The organism is Chryseobacterium edaphi, assembly GCF_025628985.1.
Lineage (GTDB): Bacteria > Bacteroidota > Bacteroidia > Flavobacteriales > Weeksellaceae > Chryseobacterium > Chryseobacterium edaphi.
Genome location: NZ_JAOTEM010000001.1, coordinates 591577 through 610128, shown reverse-complemented (window position 1 = coordinate 610128; position 18552 = coordinate 591577). Strand labels below are relative to the sequence as shown.

At 33.1% G+C, this 18552-nt stretch carries 16 protein-coding genes; 8 read left to right on the top strand and 8 right to left on the bottom strand.

Annotated elements, in window-relative coordinates; translation table 11 throughout:
- Positions 1-12: 12 nt before the first annotated feature.
- Together NZ698_RS02865 and NZ698_RS02860 are read right to left on the bottom strand one after the other, a co-directional pair.
- Positions 13-1026: a WD40/YVTN/BNR-like repeat-containing protein gene (locus tag NZ698_RS02865; protein ID WP_263001589.1), complete on the bottom strand. Its 1014-nt coding sequence runs from the start codon at positions 1024-1026 to the stop codon at positions 13-15.
- Positions 1027-1084: 58 nt separating this feature from the next.
- Positions 1085-2605, bottom strand: a complete 1521-nt coding sequence (locus NZ698_RS02860; protein ID WP_263001588.1) for an APC family permease — start codon at positions 2603-2605, stop codon at positions 1085-1087.
- A gap of 164 nt (positions 2606-2769) precedes the next feature.
- Here NZ698_RS02860 and pnuC point away from each other — a divergent pair, with 164 nt between their 5' ends.
- The 5 genes from pnuC to NZ698_RS02835 all read left to right on the top strand — a co-directional run bounded on the left by pnuC (position 2770) and on the right by NZ698_RS02835 (position 8616).
- Positions 2770-3438, top strand: a complete 669-nt coding sequence (gene pnuC, locus NZ698_RS02855) for a nicotinamide riboside transporter PnuC (RefSeq protein WP_263001587.1) — start codon at positions 2770-2772, stop codon at positions 3436-3438.
- A 5-nt stretch (positions 3439-3443) separates the two neighbouring features.
- Positions 3444-4019, top strand: a complete 576-nt coding sequence (locus NZ698_RS02850) for a hypothetical protein (protein WP_263001586.1) — start codon at positions 3444-3446, stop codon at positions 4017-4019.
- 92 nt (positions 4020-4111) lie between these two features.
- A complete protein-coding gene (dapF, locus tag NZ698_RS02845; protein ID WP_263001585.1) occupies positions 4112-4882 on the top strand; it encodes a diaminopimelate epimerase in 771 nt (256 codons plus the stop codon).
- 33 nt (positions 4883-4915) lie between these two features.
- Positions 4916-5941: an endolytic transglycosylase MltG gene (mltG, locus tag NZ698_RS02840; protein WP_263001584.1), complete on the top strand. Its 1026-nt coding sequence runs from the start codon at positions 4916-4918 to the stop codon at positions 5939-5941.
- A gap of 167 nt (positions 5942-6108) precedes the next feature.
- Positions 6109-8616, top strand: a complete 2508-nt coding sequence (locus NZ698_RS02835) for a TonB-dependent receptor domain-containing protein (RefSeq protein WP_263001583.1) — start codon at positions 6109-6111, stop codon at positions 8614-8616.
- A gap of 56 nt (positions 8617-8672) precedes the next feature.
- Here NZ698_RS02835 and NZ698_RS02830 read toward each other — a convergent pair whose 3' ends face one another.
- From NZ698_RS02830 to NZ698_RS02815, 4 genes are read right to left on the bottom strand one after another with little or no spacing between them, the layout of a single operon-like run.
- On the bottom strand, positions 8673-9107 hold the full coding sequence (locus tag NZ698_RS02830) for an adenylyltransferase/cytidyltransferase family protein (protein WP_263001582.1): 435 nt from the start codon (positions 9105-9107) through the stop codon (positions 8673-8675).
- Positions 9108-9139: 32 nt separating this feature from the next.
- Positions 9140-10162 carry a UDP-glucose 4-epimerase GalE gene (galE, locus tag NZ698_RS02825; RefSeq protein ID WP_263001581.1) on the bottom strand — a complete coding sequence of 341 codons (1023 nt, stop codon included), beginning with the start codon at positions 10160-10162 and terminating at the stop codon, positions 9140-9142.
- A gap of 39 nt (positions 10163-10201) precedes the next feature.
- Positions 10202-10627: a hypothetical protein gene (locus NZ698_RS02820; RefSeq protein WP_263001580.1), complete on the bottom strand. Its 426-nt coding sequence runs from the start codon at positions 10625-10627 to the stop codon at positions 10202-10204.
- Positions 10628-11755 carry a DegT/DnrJ/EryC1/StrS family aminotransferase gene (locus tag NZ698_RS02815; protein ID WP_263001579.1) on the bottom strand — a complete coding sequence of 376 codons (1128 nt, stop codon included), beginning with the start codon at positions 11753-11755 and terminating at the stop codon, positions 10628-10630.
- A 170-nt stretch (positions 11756-11925) separates the two neighbouring features.
- On the opposite strand from NZ698_RS02815, the gene NZ698_RS02810 reads away from it, so the two are divergent.
- Positions 11926-13530 (top strand): S8/S53 family peptidase, encoded by a 1605-nt coding sequence (locus NZ698_RS02810; RefSeq protein ID WP_263001578.1) that lies wholly within the window; start codon positions 11926-11928, stop codon positions 13528-13530.
- Positions 13531-13641: 111 nt separating this feature from the next.
- Here NZ698_RS02810 and NZ698_RS02805 read toward each other — a convergent pair whose 3' ends face one another.
- Positions 13642-14166 (bottom strand): SMI1/KNR4 family protein, encoded by a 525-nt coding sequence (locus tag NZ698_RS02805; RefSeq protein WP_263001577.1) that lies wholly within the window; start codon positions 14164-14166, stop codon positions 13642-13644.
- 33 nt (positions 14167-14199) lie between these two features.
- Positions 14200-16737: a phosphoenolpyruvate carboxylase gene (locus NZ698_RS02800; RefSeq protein ID WP_263001576.1), complete on the bottom strand. Its 2538-nt coding sequence runs from the start codon at positions 16735-16737 to the stop codon at positions 14200-14202.
- A 156-nt stretch (positions 16738-16893) separates the two neighbouring features.
- Here NZ698_RS02800 and NZ698_RS02795 point away from each other — a divergent pair, with 156 nt between their 5' ends.
- Together NZ698_RS02795 and NZ698_RS02790 are read left to right on the top strand one after the other, a co-directional pair.
- On the top strand, positions 16894-17151 hold the full coding sequence (locus tag NZ698_RS02795) for a hypothetical protein (protein WP_263001575.1): 258 nt from the start codon (positions 16894-16896) through the stop codon (positions 17149-17151).
- Positions 17152-17765: 614 nt separating this feature from the next.
- Positions 17766-18440 carry a hypothetical protein gene (locus NZ698_RS02790; protein WP_263001574.1) on the top strand — a complete coding sequence of 225 codons (675 nt, stop codon included), beginning with the start codon at positions 17766-17768 and terminating at the stop codon, positions 18438-18440.
- Positions 18441-18552: the final 112 nt, after the last annotated feature.

The following is an 18552-nucleotide window of genomic DNA, read 5'->3' as shown; positions in this document are numbered from 1 at the left end:
TGTGGAAAATAATCAATCCATTTTCATTTTTACGATGCGGTCTTTTCCTGCAAGAACAATGGTTTTATTATCAATCCATTCACAAACGAAAAGTCCTTTTTCATCAGAAATTTTCTTCCAGGTTTTACCGAAATCTGATGAATAACTGATATGTTGATCTCCAACAGAAATCAATTCTTTTCCTTTAGAATTTGGTTTTATTTTGACACAGGTTGTATATCCTGCATTTTTTCCTGATGCCTGAATCTGCCATGTTTTCCCACCATCAATTGTAGTTGCGATGTTATTGATGTTTGCTTCTTGCTTCGTATAATCCCCTCCTACTGCGATTCCGAATTTATCATCCGAAAAATCTATAGAATAAATTCCTTGTGATGAAATTCCTTGAACGAAAGGAGTATTGAAAGCTTCCAACTTGTCATTTTTAAGATTTAATCTTAGAATTCTTGACGAATTTCCGCCTGTTCCAATCCACAGATAATTTTGTCCAGCCGAAATATTGGTATTGCTTGCTGCAAAAGCTGCCTCACCAACATTCAATTTTAAATGTGACATGTTTTTGATTTGGACTTTTCCTTTATTTAAATCAAATTGTATGAGTTTTAAATTTAAATCTGCTGAAGGATCTGAAAAGGCATAAAATTTATTTTTAGTAAAATAAAGTGCATCATAAAAAGCAGTTTTTGCTGTATCCTGATAAACGATATTGAATTTCAAACTTTTCTTGTCAATTTTAAAAAACTGCGCCGGACTTTCAATATTAATCGCATAAAATGAATTTTTGTCCTGAGCCAAAGTTCTGAACTGCAGTTTCTTTTCAGACAATATGATTTGCTTTTGATTTTTTGAATCCTTCAGATCAACAAACCCAAACTTTGAATCTGTTCCGCTGTACCAAACCTTATTGTTGTAAATTTCTAATGCACGAATGCTTATTTTATCATTTAATAAAGTTTCAAAACTTACTTTTTGTGAAAATATTAAAATTCCAAAAAGCGAAAATAGAAGTGGCAGTAGTTTTTTCATAGTTAACAAAAAAAAAAAAGCCACAGAAAATTCTGTGGTTTTTGTGAGTTTATATTTTTTATAAATCTAAGTCTGGTTTTTGCAGAGGTTCCTGTTCAGCTTTAAACGTTTCACCATAACCAACTTTATGCAGTTTACTGTTTCTGAGACTGTACGTAAAATAGATTAATACACCCAAAGCCAACCATGCAATAGAAAGGTATTTTGCTTCGTGGCTAAGGTTCCAGATCAGATAAAGATTGATACAGATTCCTAAAGTTGCAATCACCGGCAAAGCAGGAACTTTGAAATTTCTCTGTAATTGCGGTTCTTTTTTTCTTAAAATCCAAACCGCAACACAAACCATTGTAAAGGCAAACAAAGTTCCGAAACTTGTCATATCTGCCAATTTACTGATCGGTGTAAATGCCGCAACTGTCGCAATTAAAATTCCTAAAAGCATCAAACTTTTTGCAGGAGTTTTTTTCACAGGGTGCAAATCACTGAACATTTTAGGAATAAGACCGTCTTTTGACATTCCCAAGAAGATTCTTGACTGTCCCATGATCATAACCATTAATACTGAAACCAAACCTACCGTTGCAGCAATTGTAATGATATAACCAGCCCAACCTTGATCTGCAATTTCAAAAGCATACGCTACAGGAGCTTTGATTGCATCAGGATATTTCCCTTGAGGATTAAAATCAGAGTAATGCATCATTCCTGTAAGAACTAATGAAACCAATATGTAAAGAACTGTACAAACCAAAAGTGATACGATGATCGCAAACGGAACGTCTTTTTTAGGATTGATCGCTTCTCCTGCCTGAGTAGAAACTGCATCAAAACCTACATAAGCAAAGAAAATTGCTGCGGCTCCGGAAACAATTCCCTGAATACCATAAGCTTCTTTCATATTTTCACCTTCCTGAACCATTCTTGCAGCAGGAATAAAAGGATTCCAGTTTTCAGCATTAATGAAGAAAGCTCCTGCGATAATAACGAATAAAACTGCAGACACCTTCATGATTACAATAAGGTTATTTGCTTTTGCTGCCTCTTTCGTACCTTTGATAAGAATGGAAATTACAAATAAAACAATACAGAAAGCCGGTAAATTCATTGAAAAGCCATCTCCCGTGTAACTTGCAGGATCTGAGGTAAGATAATCCGGTAGGTGAATACCAAACATTTTCAGAAGTTTATTAAAATATCCTGACCAGGACACGGCAACCGTCATTGAACCCATCGCATATTCGAGGATAAGACCCCAACCGATGATCCATGCAAAAATTTCTCCTACAGTTCCGTATGCATAAGCATAAGCAGAACCTTCTACAGGTAAAATAGATGCAAATTCCGAATAACATAATGCTGCGAAAACGCAAGCGATCCCAGCAATTACAAAAGAAAGTGCCAATGCAGGTCCTGCATGATAATATGCACCAGTTCCTGTTAACACAAAAATTCCACCTCCGATGATCGCTCCGATCCCGATGGCTGTAAGACTCCATTTACCAAGTACCCTTTTTAACTGGCTACTTTTCATATCGTCCTCAAAAGCGCTCATGGGCTTTTTGGTCCAAATTTTAGACATATTTTTTATTTATTAAAGATTTACGAAAATATAAAAAATTTAGAGATCTTAACATTTATTAATAGACTTTCGTGATTAAATTTAAATTTTAAAATATAAAAAACTGATTTACACCTGTTTTATAACATTTTAAAGTGTCTTAAATTTTCATTATTTTTGATCTTATGAATTTATATGACCTTTTTGTAAAACCGTATGAATCTTATACTTATTTACAAATTCTCCTTGAAGCTTCGGGAACTATTTTTGGAATTTTAAGCGTCTACTTTTCCATCAAAAAAAACATCTGGGTTTATCCTACCGGAATCATTTCTACCATCATTTATGTTTATCTACTTTTTATTGCCGGTTTATTGGGAGATTGTATGATCAATGTATATTATACAATGATGAGTATTTACGGCTGGATTTTGTGGAACAAAAGTTCTGATGACAATATTCACGTTGAAGTTTCCTGGGCTACAAAGAAAGAATGGATAATTTCTGCTCTGCTTTTTGTATTCAGCGTTATTTTGGTCTTAGCAATCTATTATTACAAACCTTTGCTGGATAATCAATTTATCTCCGAAAATGTGCAGTATGGTTTTGATCATCTGGATTGGGCAAATTGGATGGATGTTTTTACGACTTCCGTATTTTTAGTCGGAATGTGGCTCATGGCAAAAAGACGCATAGAGAACTGGATTTTCTGGATTTTAGGTGACCTTATTTCAATCCCTATGTATATTTATAAAGGGTACGGAATTACTTCGGTACAGTATTTGGTTTTTACAGTGATGGCTACCATTGGCTACATTCAATGGAAGAAAAATTTTAAACAAAACAATATTTAATAAAGATGAAAAATTTAATAAAAATAGCATTCACATTATTGGTGACATTGAGTTTAACCTCTTGTATGTCTTACAATAACGGTTACGCAGATTCATATGGAGATCCTTACTATGATAATGGATATTATTATGCGCCTCAAGGATATTATAATACTGGAGGATATTATGGTAATGACGGTTATTACTACAGAAATGATATGAGATACTATTACGATAACGGAGTACCTTATTATTACGGGAACAATAGAAACAAGGTTTATGTAGAAAAAAGAAGTTCAACGCAACGACCTAACAACGGATTCACAGACACGCCAAATAACAACAATGGTTCGTACACCAATCCGAGAAATAACAATAATACCAACAGTACAAGAAATAACAGCGGATTCAGAAATCAAGGACCCAATAATAACGGGCAAAGAACTCAGCAAAGTGCACCGAGATCAAACAGTAATAATGGTGGTTTCAGAAACAACAGCGGCAGCAGCACGAGAACACAAGCTCCTGCTCCTTCCGCTCCTCAAAGTACCGAGCAAAACAATTCTACACGATCCAATTCGGGTGGAGGATTCAGAAGATAATCATTCTAAATAAGTAAACGGACAGCCTTGGCTGTTCGTTTTTCGTTTTTATTATAGTAATTTTGCACGTTGGTTTTTAAGACAAATAAAGAATGGAATTTTATAAATATCAGGGAACAGGAAACGACTTTGTAATGATTGACAATCGCTCTGGAGAGTGGAATGATTTATCAATTAAAAATATTCAGAAACTTTGTGACCGTCGTTTCGGAATCGGAGCTGATGGACTCATTAAAATCAATGCAAAAGAAGGTGTAGATTTCGAAGTAGATTATTACAATTCTGATGGTTCTAAAAGTTTTTGCGGAAACGGAGCCCGTTGTTCAGTTGCTTTTGCACATTTTCTTTCGATTTTTAAAGATAACAAAACAGTTTTCACAGCGATTGACGGACTTCACGAAGCTGAAATCAATCAAGATATTGTAAAACTAAAAATGGGTGACGTTAATGACATCAACATTGACGGAACCGATTCGGTTTTAGATACCGGTTCACCACATTATGTAAAATATGTTGAGGACATTTCAAATTTCAATGTTTTTGCAGAAGGAAACAGCATTAGAAATTCTGAGAATTATAAAGAAAAAGGCATTAATGTCAACTTTGTTGAAAATATTTCTGATGATGAAATTTTCGTAAGAACTTATGAACGAGGCGTTGAGGACGAAACTTTTAGTTGTGGAACCGGAGTTACGGCTTCTGCTTTAACTTTTCTGCAAAAAAGTAATCTAACTTCCATAAAAGTTAAAACGTTGGGCGGCGATCTTAAAGTTTATGCTGAAAAAAACGGGAATTCTTTTCGTGAAATTTGGCTTGAAGGTCCGGCAAAACAAGTATTTAAAGGAAATGTAGAACTTCTTTAATTTTAAAAAAACTTTTAATCCATTTTAATCATAATGAAAAAAGGCATTCTCATTATCGTACTCCTTATTCTTGCTGTGGCAGGATTTTTTGGTTTTAAATTTTATAAAAAATATTACGGTAACAACGTAGAAAAAGATGGCTATGTTTTGATTCCGCATGGTGCAGAGTTTAAACAGATTTTAGATTCCATTACACCTTATGTTGACAACAAAGAATCTTTCACAGAAGTCGCTACAGATAAACAAATGAATCAGTTTTTCAAGCCGGGACGTTACCATTTCAAAAAAGGAGCAAGCAATACAAGTTTGGTGAATATGATCAAAGCCGGAAATCAGACAGAAAATTCTTTCAGAATCGGGGATTTCGGAGATATTTATCAAATGGTGGGGAAAGTTTCAAAGAAAACAGAACTTGATTCATTAAAATTTGTAAATGATTTAAATAAAATTGCTTCTGAGAAGGGCTACAATAATGCAGAAGACCTTAAAAAATATTTTTTCATCGATACTTATAATTTCTTCTGGACAGTAACTCCAAAAGAGTTTTTCAAAAAATTTGAAGATCAGTATAACGGATTTTGGACTGCTGACCGAAAAGCAAAAGAACAGAAATCTGGTTTGACGAGAGATCAGATTTACGCTTTAGCATCTATCGTTTATAAAGAATCGGGAGGAAAACCGGACGAAATGAAAACCATTGCAGGTTTGTATTTAAACAGATACAGAAAAGGAATGAAATTACAATCTGATCCTACTGTAATTTATGCAATGAATAAGCAGACCAATTTTAAAGAATCAATCAAAAGAGTTCTGTTTAAGCATTTGACGACTCCATCACCCTATAACACTTATGCCAATGCAGGAATTCCTCCGGGACCGATCTGTGTGGTTGATAAAAATTCTGTGGACGCAGTTTTAGATGCGGAAAAGAACGAATATATTTTTATGTGTGCCGATCCTGCGAGAATGGGTTATCATAAATTTACAGCCAGTGCAGAACAGCACGTCATCAATGCTAAAGCGTATCAAGACTGGCTCAACTCTAAAAATATCAAATAGTAAATATATTTAACTTTAATTTAACAATTAAATAATTAACATTTCGCTTTCAAAGGCGACCAATCTATTAAAAATAATAAACGAATCTTGGAAACCTGAAAAATTCAGCGTTTAATAATTTCATAATTATAAATGTATTTTTCATGATTTCATTTAAAGAATATCTTATGAATCAGACGGAAATAATCAGCATTTTTACAAAGAAAACTTTAGGGCTTACTTTTGTATTATCTGCAGCAGCTTTTGCTTTCGGACAGGAAAAAGTGGGCGTTACGGGAACTATTGTAGACAAAAGCAACCAGCCTGTACCTTATGCTTCTGTTACCTTTAGCAATAAAGCAAATAAACTATTCAGCGATGCTACTTTAACCGACGAAAAAGGTCAATACAATCTTGAGCTGACTCCGGGAAACTATGACATCTCGGTTGAAGCAATAGATTACAAGAAAAGTGTAATCAATAAGCAGATTTCGGCGGCCGGAAATATCGGTGCATTATCTATTGAAGCTGAAGCTTCTGCAACAAATTTAAAAACTCAGGATATCCAAGGTGTGACGATTACTGTTGCAACAAAACCTTATAAAGTTGAGCTTGACAAAAGAACCTACGATCCGTCTCAGGATATTGTAAGTAAGGGAGGAAATCTTCAGGATGTACTTTCAAATGTACCATCAGTTTCAGTAGACACAGACGGAACGGTATCGATGAGAGGAAGCTCAAACGTGAGATTCCTGATCAACGGAAAACCTTCTGCCCTTTTAGGAATTGACGATGGCGCAAATGCTTTACAGAGTATTCCTGCTGATCAGATCGAAAGAATAGAGGTGATTACCAACCCTTCTTCAAAATTTGAAGCAAGCGGAACTGCAGGTATTTTAAATATTATTTTAAAGAAATCTAAAAAAACAGGTTTCAACGGTAGCGTTATCGGAACTTTGGGATATTTGCCTCAAACCAATTTAAATACCAATTTGAGCTGGAGAAAAGGAAACTTAACATGGTTTTTAAATGGCGGTGGCGGTTATCGTGAATCAAAAAACACGAATAGAAACAACGCAACATTTTTTAATGCTGCTATGGATAATGATAGAACTTTCACTGGTCAGGAATCCATTACAAACAGTAACAACAATAACTACAATGCATCTTCAGGTATCGTTTATGATATTTCTGATAAAACATCTGTGAATGCATCTGCTACTGTAAGAACTTTCGAAAGTGACAATATTGGTAACGTTACTTATGACTACCGTTTTCTCAAAAATCCAAATTCGTTTGTCAACAGAATGAATACCGGTTCTAATGACAACCTTGCTTTTCAGGCAGATTTAGGTTTAGATCACAAGTTTGATGATAAAGGACAAAATCTTTCGGTGTCTGCAAGTTTGCAAAGTAATCGCTCGTATAACGATACTGATGTAAACCAGACTCAAAACAATATTTTTCAATTGCAGAATGTAATCAATCAAACCACGAAAAATAAAACGTTGGTAGGTAAAGCTGATTACGAACTTCCTATTGGTGAAAATTCAAAAATAGAAGCAGGTTACAGATTAGACATTAATCAAAATGTTTATGACAATGATGTTTTAGAGAGAACTGTTGCAAACCCTGAATTTCATTTTCTGAATAACTTCACTTACAATGCTTATTACAGAGAGATTTTCAATGCAGGATATTTACAGTTTAAAAGTAAAGTTGGTAAATTAGGGTATCAGTTAGGACTTAGAAATGAATATTCTCAAGTTGATATCAAATATTCAAATTTAGATTATTACACAGAGAACATCAATAGTAAAAAGACTTATAATAATATATTCCCATCTGTTTTCTTAAGCTACGAAATTGCAAAAGACAATCAGTTTTTAGTAAATTATTCAAGAAGAATCGACAGACCAAGATCTTTCTTTTTGATTCCGAATCCTAGCTATACTGATAATCAGAATATCTTTGACGGAAATATAGATTTAAATCCTTCTTACGTAGATTCTTACGAATTCGGATACAGCATTTCAAAAGGAAAATTTACAATCAATCCAACTCTTTATTACAGACATTCAACGGATGATGTGAAGATGTTGGTATATTCTGATCTAGCAGGAGCTTTCCATACAAAACCTATCAATTTAGGAAATGATGATCGTTATGGTTTAGATTTAAACTTTAATTGGGATGCTACAAAATGGTTGAAATTCTTAGGAAACGTCGACTTATTCGGTTACACAACAACAGGAATATCTAATGCTCCTGAATTATTAGGAAAACCATTATCTTTTGAAGGATCAGGTTTCTCAACAAGAGCAAGATTGACTTCAACTTTCAAAGTTGATAAAACTTTCAGCTTCCAGTTACAAGGATTCTACAGAGGAGCTCAGAAAACAGAAAACCAGACCAGAAATGATATGTATGCATTAAATTTCGGTGCATCGAAAACAATTTGGGACGGTAACGGAACAGTAAGTTTCAATATTCAGGATATTTTCAATACCCGTGCAATGAGAAGTACTACAAATACTGCAGAATTTAGCAGAGATTCTTATATGCAATGGCAGCCAAGACAGTTTGCAGTTTCTTTAACCTACAGATTCAAGCAGGGTGAAAAGATCGAGCAACCGAAAAGAAAGAAAGACGTAAATTCTAATGCTACAGGAGACGATCAACAAGGTCCGATGTAATCAAGTATTTAATGATATAAACAAAAATTCCCGAAAATTAATTTTCGGGAATTTTTTTATTTCAGTTTTGCAACTTCAGCTTCGTAGATTCTTTTTCTTAAATCGCTCGAAGAAAAGCGGTGATCTCTTTTATTATAAAAAATCTCAATACCTTTTTCTTCACAGTATTTTTTTCCGGTGAAATCTCTGTCCATGTAATCGTCTCCGATAATTCTTACGTCGATCACAAAAGATTTTAAAATATCTTCTAAATCTTCTTCTGTATAGTATGGAATGATTTCATCAACCGCATTCACAGCTTTCAACTGAATATATCTTTCCACAATAGTTTGCGTGGGTCTGTTTTTTGTGGGACGGTCATGAGAAGGATCAATTTGTAATCCAACAATCAAATAATCACAAACTGTTTTTGCCTCTTCAAGCATTTTGATGTGACCTGCATGAAGCAAATCAAATGAGGAAAACGTAATTCCTATTCTATCGGTTTTCATTATATTTTATGAGTGTAATTTAAGTTAAAAAATTAATTTTTTTTTGATTCTAAATACTTCTGCCATTCCCATACCGTTTTTAATGCTTCTTCCAAAGAAGTTTCAGATTTCCAACTAAGTTCTCTTTCTGCTTTGTCCGCATTAGCATAAGCTACGGTAATATCACCTTCTCTCCTGTCACAAATTTTGTACGGAACCGCAACGTCGTTTGCATTTTCAAAAGCCTGAACAACCTCTAAAACGGATGAACCTTTTCCTGTTCCCAAATTATAAATATCAATAACAGTTTCTTCTGAATTTTTATGGAGTAAACTTTTCAAAGCAGCAACGTGAGCTTTTGCTAAATCTACAACATAAATATAATCCCGAACCGCTGTTCCGTCTTCTGTAGGATAATCATTTCCCCAAACGCTCAGTTTCTCACGAATTCCTGCAGCAGTCTGCATTACATAAGGAACTAAATTATTTGGAACTCCGATTGGCAATTCTCCTAATAATGATGAAGGATGTGCTCCAATTGGATTAAAATATCTCAACAGACAGATTTTGCTTTTGTAAGACTGGGCAAAGTCTTTCAGAATCTCCTCTCCCATCTGTTTTGTTTTACCATAAACACTTTCAGGCATTTTTAGAGGTGTATTTTCGTCGATCGGCATTTCTTCTGCTTGTCCGTAAACAGTGCAAGACGAACTGAAAATAAAGTTTGAAATTTTTCTTGCTTTAAATTCCTGAAGAATATTGATTAACGAAAATAAATTATTCTCATAGTAATCAATCGGTTTTTCCTGACTTTCGCCAACTGCTTTAAACGCTGCAAAATTGATACAACCCTCAATATTATGGGCATCAAAAACCTGATTGAGAAGTTCTTTTCTTTTTAAATCGAAAGGATAAAAAATAGGTCGCTTACCTGTAATTTCCTCGATATTATTTAAAATAAATTTTTCTGAATTGGATAAATCATCTACAATAACAACCTCAAAGTTATTATTGATTAGTTCTACAACCGTGTGAGAACCGATGTATCCAAGTCCGCCTGTTACAAGTATTGCCATTGTTTTTATAAGTGATGTTATTTTAGTAATAAATAATTTTTATTCTTCCTGTCCAATTTGATCAATTTCTAATTGAAAATGATCATTGTTAGATTTATATTTTATAATTAAAAATAGTAGACCAAACAATATTGAGTAGATAATTGGTGGCATAATATAATCTAATGAGTCATTTCCATAATACCCTTCAAAAATTGCCTTAATAATACTGAATGCAATCATTGAAGAAATCAAAACTAAGGATATTGAAAAAGTTAAAATTGATAAATTGTTTTTTTTAATTAATAATAAAGATGATAGAACAGAAAGTATTGCAACTATGAAAATTATTACTGAATATAAATCAAAAATAGAATTAAGGACTATTCTATTATAAATCCCAAATCCGAAAGCAATAAAAAAAAACAGATTTACTAAAAGAGCAATCCAATAAATAAATTTATATTTGAAAACCTTTTTTTTCATTTATTTAGCCATAAACTCCAACACAGCATCCGTAATATACTTCAACTGCTCTTCGTCTAATTCTGTATGCATCGGAAGAGAAATCACCTGATCCAAAAGCTTGTCTGTATTCACAAAATCTGCATCATTACTTTCCTGATAATAAGCTTTTTGTTTTCTTAAAGCTACAGGATAATAAATCATTGCCGGAATTTCTTTTTCAGTTAAGAATTTTTGTAATTCGTTACGCTTTCCGTTTAGAATTCTTAAAGTATATTGGTGAAAAACGTGCGTTGAATATTCAGCTCTTTTCGGCGTTAAAATATTTTCGTTTGCTGAAAAAGCTTCATCATAATAATCAGCCGCTTTTCTTCTCGCGTCATTATAAGAATCTAAGTTTGGAAGTTTTTTTCTTAAAACTGCCGCCTGAATGCTGTCTAATCTTGAATTTACCCCAACTTCATCATGATAATATCTTTCATACATTCCATGATTGACGATTCCTCTTATTTTATATGCTAAGTCGTCATTATTGGTAAAAATTGCACCACCATCACCATAACAACCTAAATTTTTAGATGGAAAAAAAGAAGTTGTACCAACCGTTGACATTGTTCCCGCATGTCTTACACTTCCGTCTGAAAATGTAAACTGAGAACCAATTGCCTGTGCATCATCTTCGATCACAAATAAATTATGTTCTTCAGCAATTTTTAAAATCTCTTCCATATTCGCACACTGTCCGAAAATATGTACAGGAATAATTGCTTTAGTTTTTGGAGTAATTGCCTTTCTGATCTGCTCAGTCGAGATCGTAAATGTATCATAATCAACATCTACCAAGACAGATTTCAATTTAAGTAAATGAATCACCTCAACAGTTGCAGCAAAAGTAAAATCAGCAGTAATGATCTCATCGCCTTCCTGTAAATCTAAAGCCATTAAAGCAATCTGCAAAGCATCTGTACCGTTTGCACATGGAATTACATGTTTTACATCCAAATAATTTTCAAGCTCATTCTGAAAAGATTTTACTTCAGGACCGTTGATAAACGCTGCAGAATCCAACACATTAAGAACCGCATTATCTACATCATTTTTTATTTTGTAATACTGACTTTGCAAGTCAACCATCTGTATTTTTTTCATACGTCAATTTTATTTTTCTAAGTCAAATGTAACCGCTTTACTTTTTGATGCTATTTTACGTAAAGTTTTGGATAGCGGTTTCACCAACAAATATTTTCGTAAAAATAAGGATTTTAAAATCCTTTCAAAAATTTTATTGAAATTGTTTTATCTTTATACAAAATAAATAAATGAAAAAAGCTTTATTATTTTGTTTTATAGCTAGTTATGGTCTTGTTCAGGCACAAAGCGAACTGGTTTTTGTATATTTTAATAACAAACCCAACAAAGCTGCATTTTATGCAAATCCTTTATCAGAATTGAGTCAAAAAGCATTGACAAGAAGAACGACTTTAGGAATTCCTCTGAATGATCAGGATGCTCCTATCGAACAGTCGTATATTCAGAATTTACAAAATTTAGGATTTACCATCACCGATTCTTCGAAATGGTTGAACGGAGTTGCTGTAAATGCCAATCAGGCTCAGGTAAATTTAATTAAAGCTCAACCTTTTGTGCAGTCAGTAGAAAGTTTTGCGAAAAATTCTTCTCTTGTTCTAAAAACTCAAGCTGTCAATAAATGGGAAAGCCTTGAACTGGCTCAAAAGAATTTAACTGTTTTCAATTACGGTTCGGGATCTGAACAGATTGATCAGATCAATCTTCGACCGCTTCACCTTGCCGGATTTACAGGAACAGGTGTTACCATCGCCGTAATTGACACTGGTTTTCCTACTGTCAATACGGGTTCTGCATTTTCAAGATTATGGACAAACAACAAAATTAAAGGCGGTTACGATTTTGTTACCAAAACTGCCAATATTTATGACGGAAGTTTAAACGGACATGGAACGGTTGTTTTAGGAGCAATCGGAGGATATATTCAAAACACCTTTGTAGGTTCTGCTCCGGATGCAGATTTTTATTTGTATCGAAGTGAAAATGCAACTGTTGAAGTTCCTGAGGAAGAATTATACTGGATCGAAGCTGCCGAAGAAGCAGATCGAAAAGGAGTGGATGTCATTACTACATCTCTGGGTTATAATGTTTTTGATGATCCAAAATACAGTTACACTTATGCCAACATGAACGGAACGACTTCTTTTATCGGAAGAGCAAGTCAGATTGCAGTAAGTAAAGGTATTTTTGTTTTGATTGCCGCAGGAAATTCGGGAGAACAAACGTGGCATTATATTACAACTCCGGCAGACAATGCGCAGGTTTTCACAATTGGATCCGTAGATTCTGTAGGATCTGCGTCAGGATTTTCCTCATTCGGACCCAATTCATTAGGTGTTATCAAACCAGATGCAAGTGCAAGAGGAACTGCATCTACAACGGTAAGTAACAATTCCACAACAGTAGTTTCAGGAACTTCGATTGCTACACCAATTGCTGCTGGCGGCGTTGCCTGTTTGATACAGGCATTTCCTACGATGAGCAGAGATTTGATGAAAACTAAATTGAGACAAACTGCATCTCTATATCCAAATACAAATAATCAAACGGGTTACGGAATATTAAATTTCGGAAGCTTATATAATTCGGTTTTAAATACTTCTGAATTGGTAAAAAGAGAGAAAATTTCAATATTTCCTAATCCTGTTAAAACAATTTTAAATGTTGCCACCGAAGGCGAAGTTTCGTCTCTTGAAGTTTTTGACAATTTGGGAAGATCAGTTTTAAAATCAAAAAATCAAAAATCAATCAATGTTCAGGATTTTTCTAATGGAACTTATTATCTGAAAATTCAGGTTAAGGATAAGGTTTATTATGAGAAATTTCTGAAAGAATAAATGAAAAACAAAAGCCTTCCGATTTGGAAGGCTTATTTATTTATTTTAAATTTTAAACATTGAAATTTTTGTTTCTAACAGATACAAAATAAAAGATTTAGAGAAATAAGTTTAATTAATAGTTTGTGTATTCTCTTTTTCATAAAACTTTAAAACATTCTTAAAATAACTATCTAAATTTTCAAATTCATTTTCTCCAGCCTGCCATGATGCAAATTTCCAATAACGCCATTTACCATTTTCATCATTAGGTGGAATTAAAAGAAAATACTGTTCTTGATCTTTTCCCGCAATTAAAATACTTCGTTCAAGAATATTTGCAGTTTCAAAATCTCCAGCATCTTTCCAAGCATTTATGATAATTGTATCAAAATTCTTTAAAAAATCCACACTTTCAATCTCCATAAATGTAGGCTTTAATGTACTAGAAGCAGAAAACCCATTAGTTATTTTAAGAAAGGTTTTATAATCTTCTGGTAATTTTATATTCAACCTTTTTTCTGTCTCACTTATTTCCTTAGATTTCGCCGCTCGAAAGCCTAACCATTTTTTCTGAATTTGAAACGTTGAAGCATTTTCATAAGCATCTCCAAGTTGAATTGATAATAATGAAATTGCCAGTAAGATTTCTTTCATAGATCTAATTTTGAATAAATTTTAATGAAAACATTACGCAGAATTTCTACTCGCATTAATATTACCAAACAGCGATCTCGTCACCAGTTTTTCATATGCAGCTTTATTGCCCTCTCCTTTTTGAATTTTCATTAAAGCATATTGCTGAATACTCAATAAGGGAAGTACAATTTTCTCACGGATCTTTACCGATTTTCTTGACAACGGATCTTCTTCCTGCAGCATTTTAAAACCTGTCAGTTCAAGCATAATGTCTTTTGAAAGATTGTATTCGCTGAAAAGAACATTCCAGAATTCACCGAATTTAGGATTGTCTTTAATATAATAAGTTAAAGGAAAGTATGACTTGTTCATACTCATCATTGAATTCAAAACTAAAGTTTTAAAGAAATCAGAACCTTTGTACAATTCTCTTACTTCGTCAAATCTACCCTCTTCTTTCAGTTGCTGCATTGCAAAACCGAAACCGAAAAATCCGGGAACGTTCTGTTTCAATTGTGACCAGGATCCAACAAACGGAATGGCTCTTAAATCTTCAAATTTCAACTCATTTCCGCCTCCTCGTTTTGAAGGACGGCTTCCGATATTGGTTTTCCCATAATACTCGAGAGTACTCATCTCCTGAAGATAAGGTACAAACATCGGATGAGCTTTTAGATCTGAATATTTTTTATAACTGATATTTGCCAGTTCAATAATTAAAGCTCTTTCTTTCTCAGTTAAATCTTTTTTGGAATTTTTAAACACATCATTTTCAACTCCTGCAGTCAACAATTGTTCAAAATTAAATTTCGCCTGTTCCTTATTCCCGAAAATACTTGTAATGGTTTGTCCCTGAATCGTTAATTCGATTTTATTATTGGCAATTGTTTTCCCTTGCGAAGCATAGAAATCGTGTGTTTTACCGCCTCCTCTTGCTGGTGGACCTCCGCGTCCGTCAAAAAAGACCACCTTAATTCCGTTTTCTTCTGACAATTTGGTCAAAACTTCTTTCGCTTTGTATATTTCCCAGTTAGCTTTCAGATAACCTCCGTCTTTTGTCCCGTCTGAAAAACCAAGCATAATCGTCTGCTGATTTCCTCTTCTCTCTAAATGTTTTTGATAGATTGGGTTTTGATACAATTCGGTCATTACGCTTTCTGCATTATCAAGTCCTTCCATCGTTTCAAAAAGCGGAACAATATCCATATTGATTTCTTCATCCTTATAACCGGAAATTTTGAAAAACGCATATACATTCATTACATCTTTCACCGCATCAGAATTTGAAATAATATACCTGTTCATCCCACGGTTTCCATTTTCAAACTGAATATCTTTCACCTGAGCAACATTGATCAAAGTATCTTTTATAATATCCTCAAACTGTTCAGCATCTATTTTTTCTGATAGCTGTATCAGTTGATTAAATTTCTCGTCATTAGAAACTTCAGCATTTTTTCCAAATTTCGCTTGGTAAACATCATCAATTACCTGCTGATGAATTCTGCTGTCTTGTCTGATATCCAAAGTCGCAAAGTGAGTTCCGAAGATTTTCACACGATCCTTGAAATTTTGAAGAAGATCAAGAAAAAGCGAATTGTGCTGCTCCACCAATATTTTCTCAGCTTCGTCAAGCCTACTGAGAATATGTTCTGCTGTGATTCTTTCATTTCTGAAAATTGCTGAATACAATTCAGTGCTCAATTGTGCAAAAACTTCAGAAACTCCTCTGAAACTCAGTCTTCTTCTTACATCCTTCAAGTTTCCGTAATATGATTTTAAAATGGCAGAACGAAGTTCTTCTGAAACTCTTTTCGTAACATCTGCCGTCACAAAGGGATTTCCGTCTCTGTCACCTCCCGGCCAAAAACCAAGCTGAATCAGATCTTCATGCAAATGAAAATGTCCGTTGCCGAAAGTTTTTTTGATTTTAGTAAACAGTTCACCGATAGTATCATAATAAACGTATCTCAGATAATGAATGATGCTTAAAGCTTCATCAATCGGAGTCGGTTTTTCTTTGTTTACAAAAGGCGTTTTTCCCAGTTGCTGCAAAAGCATATCGATATTGGTAATCGAGTCATCTGTAATGGATCTTCTCAGATCATGCAAAATTCTCTGTACCGAACTCGGATAAAACTGTGTTGGATGCGCCGTAAAAACAACCTTCACAGTAAAATCTCTCAATTTTTCGCGAACTTTTTCGAGCTTATGATCTTGCTGAGAACGTTCAAAAAGATTGGTAACTGTTCCGCTGTCACTTTCAGAATGTAAATTCGGGAAAGCCGCATCTTCAATACTGTCAAACAAAACAACCTGTCTTTCAATATATTGAATGATCTTAAACAGCAATTCAAGTTTCTGTTCTTCAGTCTGCAAATCGGTATGATTGGTGAAGAATTCTTCAACAATCTCTTCCGGAGTTTTCCCTGCCTGATAACCGTCTTTGCTTTCTTCATATAAAAATGGGAGAAGCATCCCGATATTGGTCATTTTATCATAAGGCAGGCTCATAAATAATGAATTGTAGATTTGAAATTTATTTTCTACAATCTGCCTGAATTTTTCTGCGCGCTCGTCGTGTCTCATACAACAAATGTAATAGATTTTAAATTTAATTGCGAGTGATTGAGTTTAAAAAACTGTGAAATTTTGATTTATTTAACAAAACATTTTGACGCTAAATGCGTTGTTTAAAATAATTAAGCTTATTTTTATATAATTAATGGCATACAATCACCTATTATGAACGAGAAACCTTTAAAAGAACAAAGCATTGATGAGTTGTATCGTAATGAAGAAAAAACCAATAAAGATTTTATAAGAAATTCAATAGTGATGATTTTCATCGTTGGGATTTCCATTTTTGTAACAGCTGAAAAAGGCTTTGGATTAATAACCTTCTTACCCATATTATCAAGCTACTCTATTTTGTCTTCTTATTTTAAATTAAAAAATATTCGTGATGAGATTAAATCAAGACTCATCAATTTAAAGCAATAATTGTTGTTTTCATGGAAAATAATATTCCCAGAAAATTTCTGTAAAATGTGCAAAATAGATATATTTATGGATTAAGGGGCTATTCAGAAATCTATATTTGTAGATTTTATTATTAAAAACAGCACCAAAACTCCTTCACAAAGGACTTATTTTTTTAAAATAAAATATTTCATTAAAAATATAAGACTTATAATCAAATAATTAACGATTAGCGTTGCGTTTTATATTATCCAGAAAGCAAAATCATCATAAAATTGCACAGTATTTGCATGCTTAAGATCATTAAATTGATAATAAGACACAATAATGCAAAAAAAAATACTTTCAGACCAAAGTCTCGAAGAATTAAAAATTACTAAGAAAAAACAAAAATCAATCCTGTTTTTTTATACTTTAGTTTTGATCATTACTACTGGAATTTCTACATATTTAACGATTGAAGATGGAATCACTTTTTATACATTAATCCCGTTAATCTTAATTCCTTTTATCATTTATTCCCTTATGAATCTTATAAAGACCAACAATGAAATAAAATCTCGAGAGAGTCATATATTTCATCAGAAAAAAATGGAGGAAACTCATAAAAAAATTTAGATTTTACAGATGATTAGATGAAAAATAGTTTCGGTGTATTTTTTGATATTTTGTTTGGAGTGATCACATTTTCTCTTGGACTATATTTCCTGAAAAATATTTTTTTTATATCTCTTATTTTTTTTGTTGCCACAATTGTGAACATACTACTATATAGGGAATATTACATTCAAAAGCACATAATTGTAAACTTGAGTTCAGAAATAATTGAAAAAGAGGAGGTTCAGATTAAAAATTCCAAGTCGATCTCTTTGACTAATTGTGCTAGTAATTTGGTATTCATCATTATAAGTATTTTTTCTTTAACTCTTCCTTCACAAATTGACACAGAAAGTTTAATTGTTTTTGCCATAATACCAATTGCAGCAATCGTTTTTTCTCTGATTATGATTTTTCTAGAAATAAAAAAGATGAACTCAATAGCTATTAACATAAGTGGAAAAGGAGTCCAGATGTCAAAAAAATCATTAATGAATTGGAATGATATAGAAAATGAAAAAATTATTTCAAGAACATTTTCTTCAAAGGAATCAAGGCATGACTTCAAGAGTATAGTTAATTATTTACAGTTTTACTATAAAAGTGAAAAAATCGAGATCCAAATTGATAATTTAGACGTAACAGAATCCGAATTAAGGTCTTATCTTACAATATATCGTGAAAGGTTTGCTAAGGAAAATAAACAAATTTAATTTCTGAATATTTCCATAGTTTAAACAAAACTCAATCATACAAATTTTAAACTTTCATTAACTGAGTTTTCATTATTCAATGCGTAAATTTGGTCTCAATTAAATTTAGATC